We start from the raw sequence: 21,454 nt of genomic DNA on the forward strand, positions 1-21,454 counted from the left end.
TGCCTGGCTACTGCTGAACTTCGACGTGCTCTTCGTTCTGGTGGTGCCGGCCTGCCATTCCCTGCAGTATCTGCTGGTGGTCTGGCGCTACCAGCTCAACGCCGACCGCGACCGGGCGGCACAGCGCCGGGCCGCCGGCGGGATCCTGGCGCGGACCGCCGGTCATGCCGGAACCCGCTTCACGGCGTTTCTCCTGGGCGGCTTTGTGCTGGGCAACCTCGGCTTCTGGGGCATTCCCAAGCTGCTGGGCGCCGCCATCCCGGTCGACGAAGCGGTCTTCGGTTCGACACTGTTCATGTTCCTCTGCTTCGTCTTCATCAACGTGCACCACTACTTTCTCGACAACGTGATGTGGCGCCGCGGCAATCCCGACACCGGCCGCTACCTCTTCGCCCATCGCTGACCCGGCGCCGATCAGTTTAACTGTCGCGGGCCAACAATCTTCGTGAGCAAATAAATCCTTCATTCACCTTTACTACTAGAATGGTTTAGCCTTCCTGTTGCTTGAGCAGCCACCGCCGGCCGTACCGGCGGGTCTGCCGGCGACGGGTCAAAAGGCTTCATAGCTGGACGAAAATCTCTCTTCAGAGAGTTCTGCGGCAGGGGGAAATTGCCATGGCAGACAACAGCGCACAGGCGCGTTCACGACTCATCAGCCAGGTCTCGCAGGCGGTTCGCAAGCGTCTGGGCGCGGCGAAGTCCAAGAACGCCGAGGTCTTCGTGCGCCAGCTCTTCGCCCATGTGCCGCCCAGCGACCTGCGCGGTGAGACCGCCGCCAACCTGGCCGGCGGTGCGCTGGCGCTGTGGAAGCGGATGCAGCAGCGGGTGCCCGGCGAGGCCTCGGTCAGGGTCTACAACCCCGACCCCAAGAAGGACGGCTGGGAGTCGGCGCACAGCGTCATCGAGATCATCAATGACGATATGCCCTTTCTCGTCGATTCGGTGACTGCCGAAATCAATCGGCGCGATGCCGAGGTGCATCTGGTGATCCACCCCATCATGGCCCTGCGGCGCAACGAAAAGGGCAAGCTGCTGCAACTGGCCGAGGCGAAGAAGGTGCAGACCCCCGGCGCCGTGCTGCCGAGCAGCGAATCCGTGATGCAGGTGCAGATCAGCGAACAGTCGGAAGAGCATCTCGCGGAGATCGCCGCCGGCATCGAGCAGGTGCTGGCCGACGTGCGCGCCGCCGTCGAGGACTGGCAGCTCATGCGCGAACGGTGCATGGAGGTGATCGGCGAGCTGGAGACCTCGCCGCCGATGCTGCCGGTGGGCGAGATCTCGGAGGGGCTCGAGTTCCTCAAGTGGATGAACGACGACCACTTCACCTTCCTCGGCTATCGCGAGTTCGGCTTTCACGGCCGCGGCGGCAACACGGTGACCGAGATCGACCCGGAAAGCGGCATGGGCATTCTGCGCGACCCCGACGTCCGGGTCTTCGAGGGTCTGCGCAACCTGGGCAAGCTGCCCGCCGACGTGCGGGACTTTGTCCGCAAGCCGCAACTGCTGCGCATCACCAAGGCCAACCGCTACAGCACCGTGCACCGCGCCGTGCATCTCGATACGGTGGCTGTCAAGACCTTCGACAAGAAGGGGCATGTCGTCGGCGAGCGGCTTTTCGTCGGGCTGTTCACCTCGGTCGCCTATTCCCGCTCGCCCAGCGCCATCCCGCTGCTGCGCCACAAGATCGACGGCGCCATGAAGGACTCCGGCTTCGCCCCGCGCAGCCACGACGGCAAGGCGCTGATGCACATCCTGGAGACCTATCCGCGCGACGAGCTCTTTCAGATCTCCACCGAGGAACTCAGCCGCATCGCCACCGGTGTCCTCCATCTTCAGGAGCGTCAGAGGACGGCGCTCTTCGTGCGGCGCGATCCCTTCGAGCGCTTCGTGTCCTGCATGGTCTACACGCCGCGCGACCGCTACGACACCAGCCTGCGCCGCAAGCTGCAGGACCTGCTTTCCGAGGCCTATGACGGCAACTGCGTTTCGTTCTCGGCCCATCTGGGCGACGAGGTCCTGGCGCGTGTGCACCTCATCATCAAGACCACCCCCGGCAAGATCCCGCCGGTCGATCTGCCCAAGCTCGAAGAAGACCTGGTTCAGGCCTCGCGCTCCTGGAGCGATCTGATGGAAGAGGCGCTGGTGGCCGAGCACGGCGAGCAGCGCGGCATTCGCCGGCTGCGTCGCTTCGACCGCGCCTTTCCGCCGAGCTATCAGCGTCACTTCGATTCGCCGACGGCTGTCTTCGACATCGAACGCATCGAAGAAGCCATCGATGCCGACGATCTCTCCATGAACCTCTACCGCCCGGAGGGCGGGCCGCCGGAGCTGCTGCACTTCAAGATCTACATCCTCGACAATCCGGTGCCGCTGTCCGACGTGCTGCCGATGCTGGAAAACATGGGCCTGAAGGTGATCGGCGAAGTGCCCTACGACATCGAGTTGCCGGACCGCAAGAAGCCGATCTGGATGCACGACTTCGACATGATCGCCGAAGGCGCCGCGGCGATCGACCTGGAGGCCGTGCGCGATGCCTTTCACGATGCCTTCGCCCGGGTCTGGCACGGCGAGATGGAGAACGACGGCTTCAACAAGCTGGTGCTCCACGCCGGGCTGACGGCGCGGGAGGTGATTGCGCTGCGCGCCTACTGCAAGTACCTGCGCCAGGCGCGCATCCCTTTCAGTCAGGCCTATATGGAAGCAACGCTGGTGCGCAATCCGAAGCTGACGCGCCTGCTGGTCGACCTCTTCCTGCACCGCTTCGACCCGGCGCGGGCCAAGACCGCGACGCGGCAGTGCAAGAAGATCGAGCAGAAGATCCATGCGCTGCTGGATCAGGTCTCCAATCTCGACGAAGACCGGATCATCCGCCGCTACCTCAACCTCATTCTCTCGACCCTGCGCACCAACTTCTTCCAGCCGACGACGGAGGGCGCGGAGAAGGTCTACTGCTCCTTCAAGTTCGACTCGCGCGCCATCGAGGAACTGCCACAGCCGCAGCCGCTCAGGGAGATCTTCGTCTACAGCCCGGCGGTGGAAGGCGTGCACCTGCGCTTCGGCATGGTCGCCCGCGGCGGCCTGCGCTGGTCCGACCGGCAGGAGGACTTCCGCACCGAGGTGCTGGGTCTGGTCAAGGCCCAGCAGGTCAAGAACACCGTCATCGTGCCGGTGGGCTCCAAGGGCGGTTTCGTCATGAAGCAGCCCCCGCCGCCGGAGGCCGGGCGCGACGCTTTCCTGCAGGCCGGCATCGAGTGTTACAAGACCTTTATCCGCGGCCTGCTGGACGTGACCGACAACCTGAAGCAGGGCCGCATCGTGCCGCCGAAGGCGGTGGCGCGCTACGACGACGACGATCCCTATCTGGTGGTGGCCGCCGACAAGGGTACGGCCACCTTCTCGGACATCGCCAACGGCGTCTCCGCGGACTACGGCTTCTGGCTGGACGACGCCTTCGCCTCGGGCGGCTCGGCGGGCTACGACCACAAGAAGATGGGCATCACCGCGCGCGGCGCCTGGGAGTCGGTGAAGCGCCACTTCCGCGAGTTGGGCAAGGACATCCAGAACGAGGACTTCACCTGCATCGGCTGCGGCGACATGTCCGGCGACGTCTTCGGCAACGGCATGCTGCTGTCCAAGCACATCCGCCTGGTGGGCGCCTTCAACCACATGCACATCTTCGTCGACCCCGATCCGGATTCGGCGCGCGGCTGGCAGGAGCGCAAGCGCCTCTTCGATCTGCCGCGCTCCTCCTGGACCGACTACAACCAGGAACTCATCTCCAAGGGCGGCGGCATCTTCGAACGCAGCGCCAAGTCGATTTCCATCAGCGCGCCGATGAAGAAGCTCTTCGGCATCGCCAAGGACAGTCTGACGCCCAACGAGTTGATCCGCGCCATGCTGCTGGCGGATGTGGAGCTGCTCTGGTTCGGCGGTATCGGCACCTATCTGAAGGCGGCCAGCGAAAGCCACCTCGACGTCGGCGACCGGGCCAACGATGCAATCCGCATCAACGGCAATCAGGCCGGCGCCAAGGTGATCGGCGAGGGGGCAAACCTCGGCGTGACCCAGTTGGGCCGCATCGAGTACGGCATCGCCGGCGGGCGCAGCAACACCGACTTCATCGACAACTCCGCCGGCGTCGACTGCTCCGACCACGAGGTCAACATCAAGATCCTCTTGGGCGCCGCCGAGGCCGCCGGCTCCATGACCCGCAAACAGCGCGACCGCCTGTTGGAGAAGATGACCGACGAGGTCGCCGAACAATGCCTGCGCGACAACTACCTGCAGAGCCAGTCGATCACCGTCACCCACGAACTGGGCGGCCATCTGCTCGACCGCTTCGCCCGCTTCATGCGCGCGCTGGAGAAGGACGGGCTGTTGGACCGCGCCATCGAGTTCCTGCCCGACGACGAAGTGGTGCTGGAGCGTATGAAGCGCGGCGAGGGGCTTGCCCGGCCGGAGGTGGCGGTGCTGCTGTCTTACTCCAAGCTGGTGCTCTATGACGAGCTCCTGGACTCCGACCTGCCGGACGATCCCTACTTCGCCGACGATCTGACAACCTATTTCCCCAAGCCGCTGCGCGGCCCCTTCGCCGAGCAGATCGCACAGCACCGGCTGAAGCGGGAAATCGTCGTTACGGTGGTCAGCAACGACATGGTCAACCGCGTCGGCATCAACTTCGTCCACGAGGTGCGCGAGAAGACCGGCATGGCATCGCAGGACATTGTGCGCGCCTACATCGTGGCCCGCGAGATTTTCGGCATGCGCGACCTCTGGAACCAGATCGAGGCGCTGGACAACAAGGCGCCGGCCCTGCTGCAGTCGAAGATGCTGGTGGAATGCGGCCGCCTGATCGAACGGGAGACCGTGTGGTTCCTGCGCGAGGTGGGCGCCGGCCTGGATATCGCCACCGAGGTCGAGAACTACGGCAGCGGGGTGGCCACCCTGGTGGAGCGGATCGAGTCCCTGCTTTCGACCACCGACAACGGCTACCTCTCACAGCGCAGCCGCCAACTCCAGGATCAGGGCGCGCCCAAGGCCCTGGCCCAGCGCATCGCCAGCCTCTCCTTCCTGGCGCCGGTCTGCGACATCGTGCGCATCGCCGCCGCCCTGAAGCTGCCGGTGGAGAAGGTGGCCGAGACCTATTTCACCATCGGCGACCGCTTCGGCTTCGACTGGCTGCGCCGCTCGGCCGGCAGCCTGCCCACGGACACCGCCTGGGACAAGCTGGCGGTCACCGCCATCATCGACGACTTCTACGGCCACCAGAGCGAGCTCACCAGCCGGGTCTTGAACGGCAACGGCAAGGCGGCGGCGACCGACCAGGTGATCAACGGCTGGTCGGCCAAGCGGGCGCCGCTGATCAGCCGCACCGAGCAGTTGCTGGAGGAACTCAAGGCCTCGGGCACCCCCGATCTGGCCATGCTGGCGGTCGCCAACCGCCAGCTCAAGTCCATGGTCTCGGGCTGAGGCGGTTTCCGACTTACGTCGAATCGGTTCCGGCCCGCTCCCCCTCCCGACCACCCAGCGCCAGTATCCTATGGGTGGTCGGGAGGGGGTGCGGGCCGGCGCCGTCAAAACATGAAACGCGCTAACCCAGCTTCACTGCCGTGCCGTTGGCGGAAACCATGAGCATGGAATCGCCGACGACCTCGTAGTCCAGGTCGACGCCGATCACCGCATCGGCGCCGCGCGCCTCGGCTTCCTGGACCATATCTTCCACGGCCCCCTCCTTGGCGCCTCTGAGCGCGGCCTCATAGCCGCCGGCGCGCCCGCCGACGACATCGCGCACCCGGGCGAAGACGTCGCGGAAGATGTTGGCGCCGACGATGGCATCGCCGGAGACGATCCCCAGGTATTCGACGACCCTGCGCCCTTCGATGGCATCGGTGGTGACGATCAGCATGCGCGCGGCGCTCCCGTTGTTCGATTCGCGGTGGGCCCAGCCTACACGCCTTGAGCGCTTTGCCGAAAGCTGCTAGTCCCGGAGGTCGCTAACAACCGAGAACAGCGGGGCGGCAGGCAGGATGGCCGAAGACCCAATGACGTCCGAAGCCCCCGCCGCGTCTTCCTGGTATGGCCGCCGACGTGCCGCAATCGCCTGGTGTGTCTACGACTGGGCCAACTCCTCCTACCCCACCGTCATCGTCACCTTCGTCTTCGCCGCCTACTTTACCCGTGGCGTCGCCGAGTCGCCGGAGATCGGCACCGGTCAATGGGGCGCGGCCCTCTCCATCTCGGGACTGGTGCTCGCCCTGCTGGCGCCGATCCTGGGGGCCATCGCCGACCAGGGCGGCGGGCGCAAGCCCTGGATCGCCGGCTTTACCATCATCGCCGTGGCGGCGGCGCTGGGGCTCTGGTGGATCGAGCCGGACCCCCGCTTCATTCTGCCCGCCTTGCTGCTGGTGGCCATCGGCAACGCCGCCTTCGAGTTCGGCCATGTGTTCTACAACGCCATGCTGCCGGAGATGGCGCCGACCAGCCATCTGGGCCGCCTATCGGGTTGGGCGGGCGGCCTCGGCTATGCCGGCGGGCTCGCCTGCCTGGGATGCTGTCTGGTGTTTTTCGTCATGCCGGAGGTGCCGCTCTTCGGCCTCGACAAGGATGCGGCGGAGGAGGTGCGGGCGACCGGCCCCTTCGTCGGCCTGTGGTTTGCCGTCTTTGCGATCCCCCTGTTCCTCTTCACCCGCGAGGAGCGGCGTCCCTTTCAGCCGGTGACGGCGGTGCGCGCGGGGCTGGCGAGCCTCTGGGACACCTTGAAGTCCCTGCCCCATCACGGCCAGACCGGCCGCTTCCTGATCGCGCGCATGTTCTATACCGACGGGCTGAACACCCTCTTCGCCTTCGGCGGCATCTACGCGGCGGGCACCTTCGGCATGAGCTTCCAGGACATTCTCATCTTCGGCATCCTCTTGAACGTCACCGCGGGCCTGGGGGCGGTCGCTTTCGCCTGGTTCGACGATCTGGTCGGGGCCAAGGCGACGATCCTGGTATCGGTGGCGGCGCTGACCGGGCTGGGCGGCGCCATCCTGCTGATCGACAGCCAGCTCTGGTTCTATGTTCTGGGCTGCGCCATCGGCGTCTTCATCGGCCCGGCCCAGACCGCCAGCCGGTCCTTCATGGCCCGCATATCGCCGGCCCACCTGCGCGCCGAGTTCTTCGGCCTCTACGCCCTCTCGGGCAAAGCCACGGCCTTCGTCGGGCCGGCGCTGGTCGGCTGGGTCACCGTCTGGGCGGACAGCCAGCGCGCCGGTATGGCCACCATCCTGATTTTCTTTGTGGTCGGCTTCTGGCTGCTCTGGCCGATCCGCGATCCGCAAGAACGCGACGCCGCGGCCGCGCCGCCGGACTGACCCTCAGCAGAGCTGGTCTTTGGCGGTGAGGTCGGCGTGGCGCCAGGACCGGACTGCAAAGGTCCGGGTGAAGAAGCCGCGAAAGGCGGCCCGCACCGCTTCGCCGTGCAGGCGGCGGCCACGGGCGATGGCGCGCTCCAACTCCGCGCGGGAGGGGGTCGTGATCGCCGGGTCGGTCGTCCCTGAGGTCATGCTGTCTCTCCTCGCTGTGGCTTTGGCATCCGGCCAAGGGGCCGAGGGTTCATGCCGTGGATCAACAGTATGATTTTTCCAATTGTTTGATAATTCCTCTGTTTGGCATAGTATTTGTGCCTCTTGATCACAAATAGGTCACCCATGGACAACCTCGAGGGATTGCCGATTTTCGTCCGGACGGTGCGCGAGGGCAGCTTTTCCGCTGCCGCGCGGGTTCTCGACCTGACGCCGTCAGCGGTCAGCAAGCAGATCGGCCGGCTGGAGGACCGGCTGGAGGTGCGGCTGTTCAACCGCACCACCCGCCGCCTCAGCCTGACCGAGGAGGGGGCTGCCTTCTACGAGCGTGCCAGCCGCATCCTGGCCGACCTGGAGGATGCGGCGGCGGCGGTCTCCAGCCTGCGGGCGGCGCCGCGCGGGCGCCTCAGGGTCACCATGCCGACGGCCTTCGGGGTGCTCCATCTGCTCCCGGCTATCCCCGACTTCCTGACCAAGTACCCGGAGCTGGTGCTCGACGTCGACCTCAACGACCGCTTCGTCAACATGATCGAGGAGGGCTTCGACATCGCCCTGCGGGTCGGCGAGCTGCAGGACTCCAGCCTCATCGGCCGGCGGCTGGCCGCCAACCGCCGGGTCCTGGCGGCGGCACCGGACTATCTCGCCCGGCATGGCAGCCCGGGCCATCCCGGTGAGCTGACGGATCACAACTGCCTCGTCTACACCTACCGGGCGCGGCGCCACGACTGGCATCTGGTGAACGAGGCGGGGGCCGAGACCGTGATCACGGTGGGCGGCAGCCTGGAGACCAACAATCCGATGATGCTGCGCGCCGCCGCTCTCTCGGGGATCGGCATCGTGCTGCTGCCGCTGTGGATCATCGGCCCGGACCTGAAGGCCGGGCGTCTGGCGCCGGTGCTGCCCTGCCATCACTGGCCGGACAGCGCCATCCACGCGGTCTACCCGCCCGGCCGCCATCTCTCGGCCAAGGTGCGCTGTTTCCTGGATTTCCTGGTGGAACAGTTCGCCGACTGAGGAATCTCGGTCTTTTAGCTGACCGCTTCGGGTTCGTTGCGGTCGCTGTATTTCTTCACGGCGCGGTCGATGTCCTTCAGCAGCGCCATGCCGACGTCGCCGCCGTTGCCGCGGATCTGCTTGGTGAACACCAGCTTTATGGCATCGATGTGGGCCTCGATGAGCTTCAGGCGGTTCTCGGTGATGTCGGCGTTGGGATCGAGGGTCGCCTCATAGAGCGTCTTGCCGAAGGCGGTGATCAGCGGATAGTCGAAAACGCCGCCCTGGCCGCGCAGTTCGTGGGCGAGCTGGTTGATGTTGAGCACATGCTGATTGTTGTTGCTTTCGCCGCCCGCGCAGAGCGCTTTGTACGACTTCGTCATGGATTCCAGATAGTTGCGCACCCAGGTGGAGTAGTCGCCCACCAGTTCCTGGATGCGCTGTTCGGCGGCCTGGATGACCAGCGGATCGAAGTCGAGCTGGCCGCGCACCGCGTTGGGGCCGAGCTTCTCGCGCAGCTTGTTGATGGGCCTGAAGTAGATGGCGCGCACGTCGTCGCGCAGGCTGCGGATGTTGGAACGGGTGTGAATGACCTGGATCTCCGAGGCCTTGGTGATCCGGCGGTCTTCTTCCGGCATCGCCTCCTGGCCCCTACTGGTCGGCCAGTTGGTCGGGCGGTCCTGGCGCCGGCGGTCCGGGCCGAAGTAGCCCGGCGCCAGAACGAACTGCCGCGGATTGCGGATCACCTCGAGAATGCGGTCGGCCATGGAATTGGCGGAAAAAGGCTTGGCCAGGAATTCGGTCACACCGGCATCCCGCGCCGTCTCCACCACCACCTGGTCGGCGGCGCCGGAGACCATGACGAAGGGGACGAAGCGGTCCGGCGCTTGCTTGCTGGTGCGCACCCAACGCAGGAACAGCGAGCCGTCCAGCTCCGGCATCACGAAGTCGCAGAGGATGATGTCGATGGTCCCCATGCCGGCCCGAACCGGGTTCCGGCGGCTCTGTTTTAGGGCCTCGATGGCTTGCTTGGCGCTGGACATGGCAACGATGTGGGTGATGCCCAGGGCGTGCAGGGTGGTCACGATCAGCTTGCGCATGAAGGAATTGTCGTCAATCACCATGACGGTGACCTTGTCCCAATTCAGCTTCAGCATGATGGCCGGATTTCGTTCTCGTCTCTGGTTTCCGGCGTCCCATCCGTGCGGATGGTGGGCCCGGTCGGCGCGACCGGTTCAACCCTAGGACCAATTAATGAAAAATTGGCTACAATCGCCGGTGGCCCAAGTTGGCCTGATGGGCCGGCCCTGGCCCATAATCGGTCTCTTGGGTTCTGACGGAGCCGGACAGACCGGCGCGCCGCTGCGGACAACACCGGAAGCGCCCGGTTTCCCTAACCTCCCAGCGGATAGACCGCCTCGGGCGAATAGATGGCGCCGCTGTTGGCCAGATAGCTGGAATAGAGCGTGAATGCGTCCACCTCGAAGGGCTCGGCGCGGAACAGGGAGCGCTGGACGATGTAGTCGTGCAGGCGCTCGCCGGGATGGGTCTTCAGCCGGGCCAGGGTCACGTGCGGCTTGAACTTGCGCTTTTCCGGCGCCAGGCCGGCGCGCTGCAGGGCGGTTTCGATCTTGGCCTGCAGGCGCTCCAGCGCTTCGTTGGGCTCGACCCCGACCCAGAGAGCGCGCGGGCGACGCTCATCGCCGAACTGGCCGACGCCGGAAAGGGTGAGGGAGAAGCGCTTACCCTGAACGCCGGAGAGGGCCGCATCCACGTCCTCGGCCTCGCGGCCGTCCACCTCGCCGATGAAGCGCAGGGTCAGATGCAGGTTGTCCGGATCCACCCAGCGCGCGCCCGGCAGGCCGGAGGCCAGCCCGCCGAGGCGGTTGCGCAAGTCCTGAGGCAGGGAAAGAGCAACAAACAAACGCATGGCCGTGGTCGACCTTCAAATACCGGTGCGGGCCGAAGCGGCGTTTTCGCCCGAAGCCCGGGAAATCCTGATGGCCTGGTCCCAAACGCCTGCAGCGGAAAGGCGCAGGGGCAGGGGGCTTAAGGGCAGGGGTAGGTGTAGACCTGGTGGATGGCCTCGATGGCGGCGAGCAGTTCGTCACTGAGAACCACATCCTTGGCGGCGATGTCCAGTTTCAACTGTTGTATGGACGTCGCCCCAATAATGGAGGCGGTGACGAAGGGCCGGCTCAGCACGAAGGCGTGGGCCAGATGGGCCGGGTCCAGCCCATGGTCCTGTGCCAGTTTCACATAGGCCGTGGTGGCGGCCTCGGCCTGCGGACCCTGGTAGCGCATGTTGTCCGGCCAGAGAGTGCGCCGCGCGCCCTCCGGCCACTGGCCGTTGAGGTATTTGCCGCTCAGGGTTCCGGCGGCAAGCGGCGCATAGGCCATGAGCCCGCAGTCCTCGCGGATCGCCACCTCCGCCAGCCGGGTCTCGAAGCTGCGGTTCAGCAGGCTGTAGGGGTTCTGCACCGTGGCGACCCGCGGCCCCCGGCCCGCTTCCGCGCCGGTGACGAAGCGCATCACGCCCCAGGGATTCTCGTTGGAGAGCCCGACATGGCGCACCTTGCCCGCCTTGACCACGTCGTCCAGGGCCTCCAGCGTTTCTTCGACCGGGGTTTCCTTGGCGTCCGCCTCGTGGCTGTAGGCCAGGGCGCTGAAACCGTTGGTCGCGCGGTCGGGCCAGTGCAGCTGATAGAGGTCGATGTAGTCGGTCTTCAGGCGCTTCAGGCTGGTGTCGACGGCGGCGGCGATGTGCGCCTTGTCGAAGCGCGTGTCGCCGCCACGGATGTAGGGAAAGCGCTGCTTGTTGGGCCCGATGATCTTGGTTGCCAGGACCACCTTGTCACGGCTGCCGCGGGCCTGGAACCAATTGCCGATGATCTCCTCGGTGCGGCCGTAGGTCTCGGCGCTGGGGGCGATGGGATACATCTCGGCGGTGTCGAAGAAGTTGATGCCCTGTTCCAGGGCATAGTCCATCTGCTCGAAGCCCTCGGCCTCGCTGTTCTGAACGCCCCAGGTCATGGTGCCCAGGCAGATGGCGCTGACCTTGATGTCGCTGCGACCGAGCTTGCGGTATTCCATTCTGTCCCCCTTTAGGAACCCTTGGCGGAGAGTTCTTCAATCGAGATTGCGGGCCGCGGACGGGCCCTAGAGCAGGAGCGTGAGCACGCCCGTGTAGCCGTAGAGTCGGTTGTTGGAGATTTCGCCGTTGGCGAAGAAGCCGGTGAGCGGAATATCGCCAAACGTCTCGCGGATCAACTGCAGTTCCTCGGACTTCGGCCCGAAGAGATGGCGCCCGCGGGCCACGCAGGAGAAATAGAGCGCCGCGCGCGGCACGCCGCCGGCCCGCTCGCGCAGGTCCTCCAGCATGCGTTTCAGGTCCTCCCGCGCCGAGGCGTGGTCGCGCCGGCAGAACACGACACGATCGCCCGGCGCAAGCTCGGCGCCGACCTGTAGCCAGTCGCGCTCGAGATCCATGCCCACCAGATTGCGCACCAGATAGTCGCCGGTGTCGCTGCCGGGGATCGGCAGGGCGACGTAGATGTAGCCGCCGATCCGCCGCAGGTCGCGGGCCAGAAGCTCGCCCACCTCCTCCCGCAGCACCGCCAGCGCCGGCCGCCCATCGAGGCTCTTGACGATTCCTTGCCCCATAACATCGGTGATCTCGTGCGCTTCGCCGATGGGGGTGCAGCCCTGGGAGAGTCCGGCCACGGCAAGCTGCTCGGAGGAGAAGAGGACACCGGACAGGCCGCCCTCACCGAGGCTGCCGCAGACCTGGGGAAAGGCCGGCGTTTCCGAGGCCGTGAGGCCGCCGACCAGGAAAGCCGAGGTCGCCTCGGACACCGCCTCGATAATCTCGGCTATGGCCGGGTTGCGCGGATCGCCGTGAACGACGCCGAGGATCGGCTTGTGGTCGGCCACCCAGCCGCCATGGTCGCGGCCGAACGCGGCCAGGTCTGAGGCCACCGGCGCGAAGGATCGGAAGCTGCCCTCCGGCAGCGCCGCCACCAGGACCGAGAGGGCCGGGCCCTCGTAAAACTCTTCGCCCGGCGCCATCACGCCCAGGCCCACGGTGCCGATCCAGTCGGCGATGCCGGTGCGCTCGCGCAGGAAGGTGACGATGCTGCCGAGGTCGTCCGCCAGGGCCGCGGTGGCATAGACGAACCCCAGGTTGGCACGCGGCGGCAGCTCGCCCAGCGCCGAGAGGCAGCCGGCGGTGACCGTCCCCCAGGCATCGGCGCTGCTTTCGCTGCCCGCGGCAAAGGCGGACTTGTAGCGTCCGGCCCCCTGGGCCCCGCTGGCAAGGGTCGCGCCGGTCATGGGGTCGCGCCAGTCATGGGGTTGCCGCTTTCGTCTCGGCCAGGGTCAATTTGAGCGCAGCGATTGCTGGGCCAAGGCCGCAGCCTTCACCAACTCGACCACGTGCGGCTTGATGCGCCTGACGATCTCGGCCACGCCCTGGGCGTTGGGATGGATGCCGTCGGGCTGGTTGAGCTCCGGCACCAGGGCCACCCCGTCCAGGAAGAACGGATAGAGCGGCGCCCGGTACTTCTCCGCCAGGCGCGGAAAGACGCTGTTGAAGGCCTCGCCGTATTCGCGGCCTAGGTTGGGCGGCGCCAGCATGCCGGCGATGAGGACCGGCAGGCCCGCCGCGCTCAGCTTGTCCATGATGGCGTCGAGGTTGTCGTAGGTGGCGGCGGGATCGAGGCCGCGCAGCCCGTCGTTCGCGCCCAGTTCCAGGATCACCGCGGTCGGCCGGTCGGCCAGGGCCCAGTCCAGGCGGGCCCGGCCCGCCGCCGTGGTATCGCCGGAGTTGCCGGCGTTGATCACAAGAACGTCCAGCCCCTCGGCCTTCAGCGCCGCTTCAAGCTGCTCGGGGAAGGTATCGCCCGCCGCCAGGCCGTAACCATGGGTCAGGCTGTCGCCGAAGGCCATGAGGCGCACCGTCTCCGCCTTGGCGGCGGGGGCGGCCAAAAACACGAGGGCTGCCGCCCAGAGGGCGAAGAGTCGCCCGGCGGTCTGCGGCGAAGGGCGCAGGAAAATCGGCATGAAAGCTTGCTTTGTTTGTCTGGCTTGTTTGTCTGCCTTGTATGTCTGTCGCCGATCTGAAAGCATCCCGGCATTGCGGAGACTGGCGCTCCGGGCCCGGAAGCGGCCGGCTTTCCCAAAGAAGTAGGCGGCGGACGGCGGACGATCAAGCTCTCTTAAGGGCCCGCGCCGGGGTCTTGCGGTGAGCGGGCGGCACGATCCTCGCGCGTTGAAATGGCGGCCAAGCGATCCATATGGCACGGAGGCCGTACAATCGAGCGACCATGACCGAGCCCGGCAATCCTTGCTCGCGCGGGTCCCGGCCGATGCAGGAGATGCTATGGGGGATGCCATGATCGCCTTGGACGGGGTGGAACTCACCCTGCCCTCCAGCGCCGGTCCGGTGCACATTCTGCGCGGGCTGGACCTGGTGGTCGGCCGCGGCGAGACGGTGAGCGTCGTCGGCCCTTCGGGCTCCGGCAAGTCCTCCATGATGATGGTGATCGCCGGCCTGGAACGGGCCACCGAGGGCGCGGTGACCGTCGGCGGTACCCGCTTCAACGGCCTCGACGAAGACTCCCTGGCCCGCTTTCGCCGGGATTCCGTCGGCATCGTGTTCCAGGACTTCCACCTCGTGCCCACCATGACGGCCCTGGAGAATGTCGCCATTCCCCTGGAGTTCGCCGGGCGCGACGATGCCTTCGAGCGTGCCGCGGCCTGCCTGGAGTCGGTCGGCCTCGGCCACCGCCTGACCCACTACCCGGGCCAGCTTTCCGGCGGCGAGCAGCAGCGCACGGCCCTGGCCCGCGCCTTTGCCGCCGGCCCCGATCTGCTGCTGGCCGACGAGCCCACCGGCAACCTGGACGGCGAAACCGGGCATCAGATCATCGACCTGCTGTTCGGGCTGCAGGCCGAACACGGCACCACCCTGGTGCTGATCACCCACGACCCCGAGCTGGCGGCCCGCTGCGCGCGCACGGTGAAGCTGCTGGACGGGCTGATCATCGATCACGGTCTTTCCGGCAATGGCGCAGCCGCTCAGGCAGCCGCCCCGTGACGGCGCGCGCCGCATGACTGCCTCGGATCAGAGCGCGGCGGGACGAACCGCCATCGGCCTGGATCGCAGCGGCGAAGTCAGACCGGGCCTGCCCCTGGCCCTGCGCCTGGCGCGTCGGGAATTGCGCGGCGGCCTGAGGGGGTTCCGCATCTTCCTGGCCTGCCTGACCCTGGGGGTGGCCGCCATCGCCGGTGTCGGCTCGGTTTCCGAGGCCATGCTGGAGGGTCTGAAGCGCGACGGGCGCATCCTGCTCGGCGGCGACATGGATCTGCGCCTCACCCACGTGGAGGCCAGCGCCGAGCAGCAGACCTGGCTGGCCGAGCGGGCCGAGGTCTCCAGCGTTTCGGAGATGCGGGCCATGGCCCGCGGGATGGCCGCCGATGCCCGCCGGGTGCTGGTGGAACTGAAGGCCGTCGACGACCTCTACCCGCTCTACGGCGCGGTGGAGCTGGCGCCCGCCGGCGACCTCGCCGACGCCCTGGCGCGAAAAGACGGCTACTGGGGCGCCGTCGTGGACGGCAATCTGCTGCGCCGCCTCGGCGTGGAGCGCGGCGAGCTGGTCCAGGTCGGCGATGCTCAATACCGGGTCAGCGCCGTGCTGGAGCGCGAGCCGGACCGCACCTCCCGCGCCTTCACCCTGGGGCCCACCTTCATGGTGGACCGCCAGAGCCTGGCCGAAACCGGTCTCGTGCAGCCCGGCAGCTTGATCCGCAACCACTACCGCCTGCGCCTCGGCGACGGGCTCAGCGCCACCGCGCTGCGCAGCGACCTGCAGGAAGCCTTCCCCCAGGCCGGCTGGCGCATCCGCGATACCACCCAAGCCGCCCCCGGCATTGGCCGCTTCATCGATCGCCTGACCCTGTTCCTGACCCTCGTCGGCCTCACCGCCCTGCTGGTCGGCGGCGTCGGCGTCGGCAATGCCGTGCGCAGCTACCTGGACGGCAAGACCGCCACCATCGCCACCTTCAAGTGTCTCGGCGCGCCCGGCCGCCTGATCTTCCAGGTCTACATGGCCCAGATTCTGGTGCTGGCGGTGGTGGGCATCGCCCTCGGCCTCCTGATCGGCGCCCTCAGCCCGCTGGCGGCTCATTCGGTGATCGGCGATACGCTGGGCTGGAGCGCCGAGCTGGGGATCTATCCGGTTCCGCTGGCCAGTGCCGCCGCCTTCGGCCTCCTGACCGCCGTCACCTTTTCGCTCTGGCCGCTGGCCCGCGCCCGCGCCGTGGCGGCGGCCAGCCTGTTCCGCGATTTGGTGGCGCCGGCCCGGGCGCTGCTGAGCCGGGGCACCCTGCCGGCGCTGCTGGGTTTCGGCGGCCTCTTGGCGGGGCTTGCGGTGCTGACCGCCAGCGACCGCATGCTGGCGCTCTACTTCGTCGCCGGCGCCATCGGCGCCCTGGCGCTGTTCCGCCTGGCGGCCCTCGGCATCATCGCTGTCTCGCGGCGGCTGCCCCGGCCGCGGCGCCCGGGTCTGCGCCTGGCGCTGACCAACCTGCATCGCCCCGGCGCGCCCACGGGCTCCGTCGTCATGTCCCTGGGCCTCGGCCTCACGGTGCTGGTGGCCATCGCCCTCATCGAAGGCAATCTCGCCCGCCAGGTCGAGCAGAGCCTGCCGGAGGAGGCGCCCGGCTTCTACTTCATCGATATCCAGCCCGATCAGGTGGCGGACTTCGACAAGCTGGTCTCCGGCCTGCCCGGCATCAACGAGGTGCAGCGCGTGCCCATGCTGCGCGGACGCATCTCCGCCGTGAACGGCGTGCCGCCGGGCCAGATGGAAATCCCGCCGGACGTCGCCTGGATTTTCCGCGGCGACCGCGGGCTCACCTGGATGCGCGAACCGCGCCCCGGCGACGAGTTGACATCAGGCGAGTGGTGGCCGCCCGACTACGCCGGCCCGCCACTGGTCTCCCTCGATAACGAGGTGGGCCAGGCCCTCGGCATCGGCCCCGGCGACAAACTCTCCATCAACATCCTGGGCCGCGACGTCGAGGTGACCATCGCCAACCTGCGGGTGGTGGACTGGTCGAACCTCACCATCAACTTCGTCATGGTCTTCTCTCCCGGGCTGCTGGAGCAGGCGCCGCAGACCCACATCGCCACCGTGAAGGCCGAGCCCGAGGCCGAAGACACCCTCGAAATCGCGGTGACCGACCGCTTCATCAACGTCTCCTCGATCCGGGTGAAGGAGGCCCTGGAACAGGTCGGCGAGCTCATGGGCCACATCGCGACGGCCGTGCGCGCCATCGCCGGCGTCGCCCTGGCCGCCGGCATCCTGGTGCTGGCCGGGGCGGTGGCCGCCGGCCACCACCGCCGGGTCTACGATGCCGTGGTGCTGAAGGTGCTGGGGGCGACCCGCCGGGTGGTGGCCCTGGCCTTCCTGCTGGAATACGGCCTGCTGGGCTTGGTGACGGCGGCCATCGCCTCGGTCATCGGCAGCATCGCGGCCTATCTGGTGATGACCGAGATCATGAACGCGCCCTTCGTCTTCCTGCCCCAGGCGGTCTTGAGCACCGCCCTCATCGCCACGGGGATCACGCTGGCATTCGGTTTTGCCGGGACCTGGCGGGCCCTCGGCCAGAAAGCCGCCCCCCTGCTGCGCAACGAATAGCCGGCAGGATTCACCCCTGAGAGAGCTGGTCTAACTCTTTGTCGGACAAGCAAAAGCCCTGATTTAGTGGCTTGAATATGAAGAAAAATTTACGCACACGCCGTGCGAAAATCGGTTGATTCAGGCCGCGCTTCACCCAATATTACTCCCGAAATCTTTGGGCAAATGCGGTTTCGGCGACCCCGGAACCGTCAGGGTTAACGAAAGGGTGTCCTAATGGCTCTCGGTCCCGACCGCAGATACATGACGCAGACGCAGGCGGATGCCGCGCAGATCGATGAGGGTCTGCGCAAGTACATGCTCGGCGTCTACAACTACATGGCGCTGGGGGTGGCCTTCACGGGCATCGTCGCCCTCTTTGTCGCCACGCAGCCGGCGCTGCTGCAGGCCATCGCGCTCAGCCCCTTCCGCTGGGTGCTGTTCGGCGGCATCCTGCTGATGGGCTTCGTCGCGCCGCGCATCATCATGACCGGCTCCATGGCGGTTGCGCATGGATCCTTCTGGGTCTATGCCGCGCTCTGGGGCGCACTGATGTCGCCCATGTTCCTGGTTTACACCGGCGACAGCATGGTGCGGGTGTTCTTCATCACCGCCGCCGCCTTCGCCGGAACCAGCCTTTACGGCTACACCACCAAGCGCAACCTCGCCCCGCTGGGCGCCTTCTTCATGATGGCGACCATCGGCATCTTGGTGGCGCTGCTGGTGAACATCTTCATCCTGCAGTCGGAGCTGTTCCACCTCGGGCTCTCCATCGTGGTAGTGCTGGTCTTCGCCGGGCTGACCGCCTACGAAACGCAGATGATCAAGAACATGTACTACGAAGGCGATGGGAACGAAGTGGCGACGCGCAAGTCGATCTTCGGCGCCTTCATGCTCTACGGCAGCTTCGTGACCATGTTCATCTGGCTGCTGTCGATCTTCGGAGTTGCACGCGAATAGGCTCGCCGAAAAGCTCCAACCACAACGACGCTGGGCCCGGGAGTTCGCTCCCGGGCCCTTTTTCTTGGTAGCTGCCAGCGAGGCGGGGTCTCACCCTTTGAGACGCGGTTCTGCAAACCGCTCCTCAGGGTGAGGTTCAGTGTGTGGGACTGTTTGACCTCATGCTGAGGAGGCCGTGAAGCGGCCATCTCGAAGCATGGCGTCCAGGAGTACTGTCTCCTAGATACAGCGGCCGCCGTCGACCTCCAGGGTGACGCCGGTGAGGAACTCGGCGGCGTCGGAGGCGAGGAACAGCGTCGCCTCGGCGATATCGTGCGGTCTGGAGAAGCGCCCCAGCGGGATCGTCGCCTCGAATTTCTTGCGGTTTTCCGGCGTGTCGGGCAGGCCCATGAAAGTCTCCATCAGCGCCGTCTCGCCGATCACCGGGCAGACTGCGTTGACCCGGATCTTGTCCGGCGCCAGCTCCACGGCCATGGACTTGGTGAGGATATTCACCGCTCCTTTGGAGGCGTTGTAGACCGTCAGTCCCGGGCGCGGGCGGATCGCCGCGGTGGAGCTGGTGTTGATGATACAGCCGCCGCCCTGGTCGCGCATCAGGGGGATGGCGGCCAGCGCCGCCAGGTAGATGGCCTTCACGTTGACCGCGAAGATCCGGTCGAACTCCTCTTCGCTGACCTCGCTCATCGGCTTGTTGCGGTGCGCGATGCCGGCGTTGTTCACCAGCAGGTCGAGCCGCCCGAAGGTCTCCTGCGCCGCGTGCATCATCGCATCGACGTCGCCGGCCTTGGAGACATCGGCCCGCAGAGCCGTCGCCGCGCCGCCGGCCCCGTCGATCTCAGCCGCCACCGTCTCCGCCGCCTCGCTGTTGATGTCGACGACCACCACACGTCCGCCTTCGGAGGCGAAGAGCTTGGCGATGCCCTCGCCGAAGCCCGAGCCGGCGCCGGTAATCACGGCGACCTTTCCATGCAGCCGCATCGCATCCTCCCTGCCTGATTGCCTCCAAGTGGTTGGACTATGCGCCTGCCCGGTTCCTGCCGCAAACCAAACTCCCTGTGGGAGGGCTGGGCCGGGCATCGGGGAAGGCCTATGATCGCGGGCATGTGGGGGCTGGATCTGATCGCCGTTGTCGTAGCGAGCTTTCTGCTCGCCGGCCTGGTGAAGGGGCTGGTGGGCCTCGGCCTGCCGACGGTCGCCCTGGCGCTGCTGGCCACGCAGCTCGACCTGAAGGCGGCGATCCCGCTGGTCCTGGTCCCCTCCCTGGCGACCAACATCTGGCAGGCGGTGAGCGGCGGCGCGCTGGCCGCGCTCCTGAAGCGGCTCTGGCCCCTGCTGGCCGTCGCCTGTCTGGGCATCTGGTTCGGCGCCGGCCTTCTGGCCGGCCTCGATGCCAAGCTGCTGTCCGGCCTCTTCGGCACCATCCTCTGCGTCTATGCGCTGGTCAGCGTCGCCCGCGCCCAGGTGCCCGCCCCGGGCCGGTGGGAGCGCTGGCTGTCGCCCCTCGTCGGAGCCGTCAACGGGTTGATCACGGGGCTCACCGGCTCCTTCATCTTTCCCTCGGTGCTCTACCTTCAGGCGCTGGGCCTGCCGCGCGACCAGTTGATCCAGGCCATGGGCCTCACCTTCCTGGTCTCCACCCTGGCCATGGCGGTGGCTCTGGCCGGCCACACCCTGTTGCCGGCGGAGGCCGGGTTGCTGTCGGGCTTCGCGCTGATTCCGGCCCTGGCCGGCATGGCCCTCGGCCAGCGCTTCCGCAAGACCCTGCCGGAGGAGCGCTTTCGCAGGCTGTTCTTCCTGGCGCTCGCCGCCCTCGGCGCCTATCTCGCCTGGGCGGCCTTCCTCCAGCCCGGCATCTGAGGTCTAATTCGCAACCTGAGAATAGAGTCTGTGCAAGAGGGAGACTTGGTTCATGGCCGCCTATCTGATCGCCCACCTGAACGTCACCAATCCGGACGCCTTCGAAGCGTACCGGACGGCGGTCCCGGCCGTCATCGCCGCCCACGGCGGGCGCTATCTGATCCGCGGCGGCGCGGCGGAGGCGCTGGAGGGCGACTGGATCGTCCCGCGGCTGATCGTGCTGGAGTTTCCCGACAAGGCCGCCGCCGAAGGCTTCTACAACTCGCCGGAGTACCAGGAGATCCTGCCCCTGCGCCTGGCCAACGCCGAAGGCAGCGTCGCTATCGTCGACGGCTTCACGGGTTAGGTCACCTTTCGGCCGATGAAGGGCAGGGCGGCAACCGTCGCGCCAAGGTCTCCGGTCTCGCTCTCGACGACGAGCTGCGTGCCCTCGGCGCTGGATTCCGTGCGCACCAGGGCCAGCGCCAGCACCTGTTCCAGGTTGGGCGAATAGACCGACGAGGTAATGCGCCCGGCCGGCTGACCCTCTTGGGTTATGGGCGCCCGCTCCAGACCCGGCACCACGGCCGGGCCGCCCTCGACCTTGAGACCGACCAGCCGTTGGGCGACGCCTTGCTGCTTGATCTCGGCCAGCGCCGCCTTGCCGATGAAGTCGGCCTCCTGCTCCAGGTCGACCAGGCGTCCGAGGTTCATTTCGTAGGGATTGTTCTCCAGAGTCATGTCGGCACCGTAGGAGAGCAGGCCGCCTTCGATGCGGCGGATGGCAGAGGGGGTCGCCGGGGCGATGCCGTGGGGCTGGCCGGCCTCCATGATGATCTCCCAGAGCCGGTCGCCGTCGGCGCTGTTCTGCAGGTAGATCTCATAGCCGCGCTCGCCGCTCCAGCCAGTGCGGGAGACCACCAGCGGCATCCCCTCCAGTTTGAACTCGCCGAACCAGAAATATTTGAGGTCGTTGAGCGCCGAGCCGAAGAGCGCCTCGCCGACCTTGGCGGCGAGCGGCCCCTGGAGCTGCAGCGGCGAGACATCGGGCTCAAAGATCGCCACGTCGTAGCCGCCGCCGTAGGCGACGCCCTTGGCCCAGAGCAGGACGTCGCTGTCGGCCAGCGACAGCCAGAAGCGATCCTCGGCCAGCTTCAGCAACACCGGGTCGTTCAGGATGCCGCCCTTCTCGTCGGTCATCATCACGTATTTGCATTGGCCGACGGCACAGTTCGAAAGGTCGCGCGGACTGAGCAGCTGGACGAAGCGGGCGGCGTCCGGCCCGACGATCTCGACCTGGCGCTCCACCGCCACGTCCCAGAGCGTCACCCCGTTCACCAGGTGCCAGTAATCGGCCTCCGGGCTCTGGTAGTAGAGCGGCATGTACATGTGATTGTAGACCGAATAGGCCTTGCAGCCGTA

18 protein-coding genes are annotated in these 21,454 nt (G+C 66.9%); 9 read left to right on the top strand and 9 right to left on the bottom strand.

Annotated elements, in window-relative coordinates:
- On the top strand, positions 1 to 403 hold a 403-nt coding region (locus Q0996_RS18620), incomplete at its 5' end, for a hypothetical protein (protein ID WP_322096751.1).
- Between the two features lie 212 nt (positions 404 to 615).
- On the top strand, positions 616 to 5,469 hold the full coding sequence (locus Q0996_RS18625) for an NAD-glutamate dehydrogenase (protein ID WP_299623200.1): 4,854 nt from the start codon (positions 616 to 618) through the stop codon (positions 5,467 to 5,469).
- 121 nt (positions 5,470 to 5,590) lie between these two features.
- On the opposite strand, the gene Q0996_RS18630 is transcribed toward Q0996_RS18625, so the two are convergent.
- Positions 5,591 to 5,905 (bottom strand): YbjQ family protein, encoded by a 315-nt coding sequence (locus tag Q0996_RS18630; RefSeq protein ID WP_299623202.1) that lies wholly within the window; start codon positions 5,903 to 5,905, stop codon positions 5,591 to 5,593.
- A 136-nt stretch (positions 5,906 to 6,041) separates the two neighbouring features.
- Between Q0996_RS18630 and Q0996_RS18635 the strand changes: the two genes are divergently transcribed.
- Positions 6,042 to 7,352, top strand: coding sequence for an MFS transporter (locus tag Q0996_RS18635; RefSeq protein WP_299623205.1), 1,311 nt, complete (start codon positions 6,042 to 6,044; stop codon positions 7,350 to 7,352).
- A gap of 3 nt (positions 7,353 to 7,355) precedes the next feature.
- On the opposite strand, the gene Q0996_RS18640 is transcribed toward Q0996_RS18635, so the two are convergent.
- Complete coding sequence (locus tag Q0996_RS18640) at positions 7,356 to 7,544, bottom strand: hypothetical protein (protein ID WP_299623208.1); 189 nt, start codon at positions 7,542 to 7,544, stop codon at positions 7,356 to 7,358.
- A 144-nt stretch (positions 7,545 to 7,688) separates the two neighbouring features.
- On the opposite strand from Q0996_RS18640, the gene Q0996_RS18645 reads away from it, so the two are divergent.
- Positions 7,689 to 8,576, top strand: a complete 888-nt coding sequence (locus Q0996_RS18645; RefSeq protein WP_299623210.1) for a LysR family transcriptional regulator — start codon at positions 7,689 to 7,691, stop codon at positions 8,574 to 8,576.
- Positions 8,577 to 8,590: 14 nt separating this feature from the next.
- Here the strand turns inward: Q0996_RS18645 and Q0996_RS18650 are convergent, their stop codons facing one another.
- From Q0996_RS18650 to Q0996_RS18670, 5 genes are all read right to left on the bottom strand, one after another.
- Positions 8,591 to 9,712, bottom strand: a complete 1,122-nt coding sequence (locus Q0996_RS18650) for a response regulator (RefSeq protein ID WP_299623213.1) — start codon at positions 9,710 to 9,712, stop codon at positions 8,591 to 8,593.
- 236 nt (positions 9,713 to 9,948) lie between these two features.
- Positions 9,949 to 10,485, bottom strand: coding sequence for an RNA 2',3'-cyclic phosphodiesterase (gene thpR / locus Q0996_RS18655; RefSeq protein ID WP_299623215.1), 537 nt, complete (start codon positions 10,483 to 10,485; stop codon positions 9,949 to 9,951).
- Between the two features lie 119 nt (positions 10,486 to 10,604).
- Positions 10,605 to 11,648, bottom strand: a complete 1,044-nt coding sequence (locus Q0996_RS18660; protein WP_299623218.1) for an NADP(H)-dependent aldo-keto reductase — start codon at positions 11,646 to 11,648, stop codon at positions 10,605 to 10,607.
- Positions 11,649 to 11,714: 66 nt separating this feature from the next.
- Positions 11,715 to 12,887, bottom strand: coding sequence for an FIST C-terminal domain-containing protein (locus Q0996_RS18665; protein ID WP_299623221.1), 1,173 nt, complete (start codon positions 12,885 to 12,887; stop codon positions 11,715 to 11,717).
- 45 nt (positions 12,888 to 12,932) lie between these two features.
- The gene (locus Q0996_RS18670; RefSeq protein ID WP_299623224.1) at positions 12,933 to 13,616 is read right to left on the bottom strand and encodes an arylesterase; all 684 of its coding nucleotides are present in this window, start codon (positions 13,614 to 13,616) and stop codon (positions 12,933 to 12,935) included.
- 319 nt (positions 13,617 to 13,935) lie between these two features.
- Here Q0996_RS18670 and Q0996_RS18675 point away from each other — a divergent pair, with 319 nt between their 5' ends.
- From Q0996_RS18675 to Q0996_RS18685, 3 genes are all read left to right on the top strand, one after another.
- Positions 13,936 to 14,652: an ABC transporter ATP-binding protein gene (locus tag Q0996_RS18675; protein WP_299623226.1), complete on the top strand. Its 717-nt coding sequence runs from the start codon at positions 13,936 to 13,938 to the stop codon at positions 14,650 to 14,652.
- A 13-nt stretch (positions 14,653 to 14,665) separates the two neighbouring features.
- Positions 14,666 to 17,257: an ABC transporter permease gene (locus Q0996_RS18680; RefSeq protein WP_299623229.1), complete on the top strand. Its 2,592-nt coding sequence runs from the start codon at positions 14,666 to 14,668 to the stop codon at positions 17,255 to 17,257.
- 243 nt (positions 17,258 to 17,500) lie between these two features.
- Complete coding sequence (locus Q0996_RS18685; protein WP_299623231.1) at positions 17,501 to 18,196, top strand: Bax inhibitor-1/YccA family protein; 696 nt, start codon at positions 17,501 to 17,503, stop codon at positions 18,194 to 18,196.
- A 219-nt stretch (positions 18,197 to 18,415) separates the two neighbouring features.
- Here Q0996_RS18685 and Q0996_RS18690 read toward each other — a convergent pair whose 3' ends face one another.
- A complete protein-coding gene (locus Q0996_RS18690) occupies positions 18,416 to 19,174 on the bottom strand; it encodes a glucose 1-dehydrogenase (RefSeq protein WP_299623234.1) in 759 nt (252 codons plus the stop codon).
- 111 nt (positions 19,175 to 19,285) lie between these two features.
- Between Q0996_RS18690 and Q0996_RS18695 the strand changes: the two genes are divergently transcribed.
- Entirely contained in the window at positions 19,286 to 20,053 is a 768-nt protein-coding gene (locus Q0996_RS18695; protein ID WP_299623237.1) for a sulfite exporter TauE/SafE family protein, read from the top strand.
- A 52-nt stretch (positions 20,054 to 20,105) separates the two neighbouring features.
- The gene (locus tag Q0996_RS18700; protein WP_299623239.1) at positions 20,106 to 20,399 is read left to right on the top strand and encodes a DUF1330 domain-containing protein; all 294 of its coding nucleotides are present in this window, start codon (positions 20,106 to 20,108) and stop codon (positions 20,397 to 20,399) included.
- Here the strand turns inward: Q0996_RS18700 and Q0996_RS18705 are convergent.
- A partial coding sequence (locus Q0996_RS18705) for a glycine cleavage T C-terminal barrel domain-containing protein (RefSeq protein WP_299623241.1) occupies positions 20,396 to 21,454 on the bottom strand: 1,059 nt, incomplete at its 5' end. The two genes, Q0996_RS18700 and Q0996_RS18705, sit on opposite strands and share 4 nt — an antisense overlap.

The organism is Pelagibius sp., assembly GCF_028289705.1.
Taxonomy (GTDB): domain Bacteria; phylum Pseudomonadota; class Alphaproteobacteria; order Kiloniellales; family Kiloniellaceae; genus Pelagibius.

What these genes read in the sequence shown, in the direction of transcription:
- Q0996_RS18685 (WP_299623231.1), top strand. Translation starts at nt 17,501, where the DNA reads ATGACGCAGACGCAGGCGGATGCCGCGCAGATCGATGAGGGTCTGCGC.
- Q0996_RS18635 (WP_299623205.1), top strand. Translation starts at nt 6,042, where the DNA reads ATGACGTCCGAAGCCCCCGCCGCGTCTTCCTGGTATGGCCGCCGACGT.
- Q0996_RS18650 (WP_299623213.1), bottom strand. Translation starts at nt 9,712, where the DNA reads ATGCTGAAGCTGAATTGGGACAAGGTCACCGTCATGGTGATTGACGAC.
- Q0996_RS18660 (WP_299623218.1), bottom strand. Translation starts at nt 11,648, where the DNA reads ATGGAATACCGCAAGCTCGGTCGCAGCGACATCAAGGTCAGCGCCATC.
- Q0996_RS18645 (WP_299623210.1), top strand. Translation starts at nt 7,689, where the DNA reads ATGGACAACCTCGAGGGATTGCCGATTTTCGTCCGGACGGTGCGCGAG.
- Q0996_RS18640 (WP_299623208.1), bottom strand. Translation starts at nt 7,544, where the DNA reads ATGACCTCAGGGACGACCGACCCGGCGATCACGACCCCCTCCCGCGCG.
- Q0996_RS18670 (WP_299623224.1), bottom strand. Translation starts at nt 13,616, where the DNA reads ATGCCGATTTTCCTGCGCCCTTCGCCGCAGACCGCCGGGCGACTCTTC.
- Q0996_RS18700 (WP_299623239.1), top strand. Translation starts at nt 20,106, where the DNA reads ATGGCCGCCTATCTGATCGCCCACCTGAACGTCACCAATCCGGACGCC.
- Q0996_RS18625 (WP_299623200.1), top strand. Translation starts at nt 616, where the DNA reads ATGGCAGACAACAGCGCACAGGCGCGTTCACGACTCATCAGCCAGGTC.
- thpR (WP_299623215.1), bottom strand. Translation starts at nt 10,485, where the DNA reads ATGCGTTTGTTTGTTGCTCTTTCCCTGCCTCAGGACTTGCGCAACCGC.
- Q0996_RS18680 (WP_299623229.1), top strand. Translation starts at nt 14,666, where the DNA reads ATGACTGCCTCGGATCAGAGCGCGGCGGGACGAACCGCCATCGGCCTG.
- Q0996_RS18695 (WP_299623237.1), top strand. Translation starts at nt 19,286, where the DNA reads ATGATCGCGGGCATGTGGGGGCTGGATCTGATCGCCGTTGTCGTAGCG.
- Q0996_RS18665 (WP_299623221.1), bottom strand. Translation starts at nt 12,887, where the DNA reads ATGACCGGCGCGACCCTTGCCAGCGGGGCCCAGGGGGCCGGACGCTAC.
- Q0996_RS18630 (WP_299623202.1), bottom strand. Translation starts at nt 5,905, where the DNA reads ATGCTGATCGTCACCACCGATGCCATCGAAGGGCGCAGGGTCGTCGAA.
- Q0996_RS18675 (WP_299623226.1), top strand. Translation starts at nt 13,936, where the DNA reads ATGGGGGATGCCATGATCGCCTTGGACGGGGTGGAACTCACCCTGCCC.
- Q0996_RS18690 (WP_299623234.1), bottom strand. Translation starts at nt 19,174, where the DNA reads ATGCGGCTGCATGGAAAGGTCGCCGTGATTACCGGCGCCGGCTCGGGC.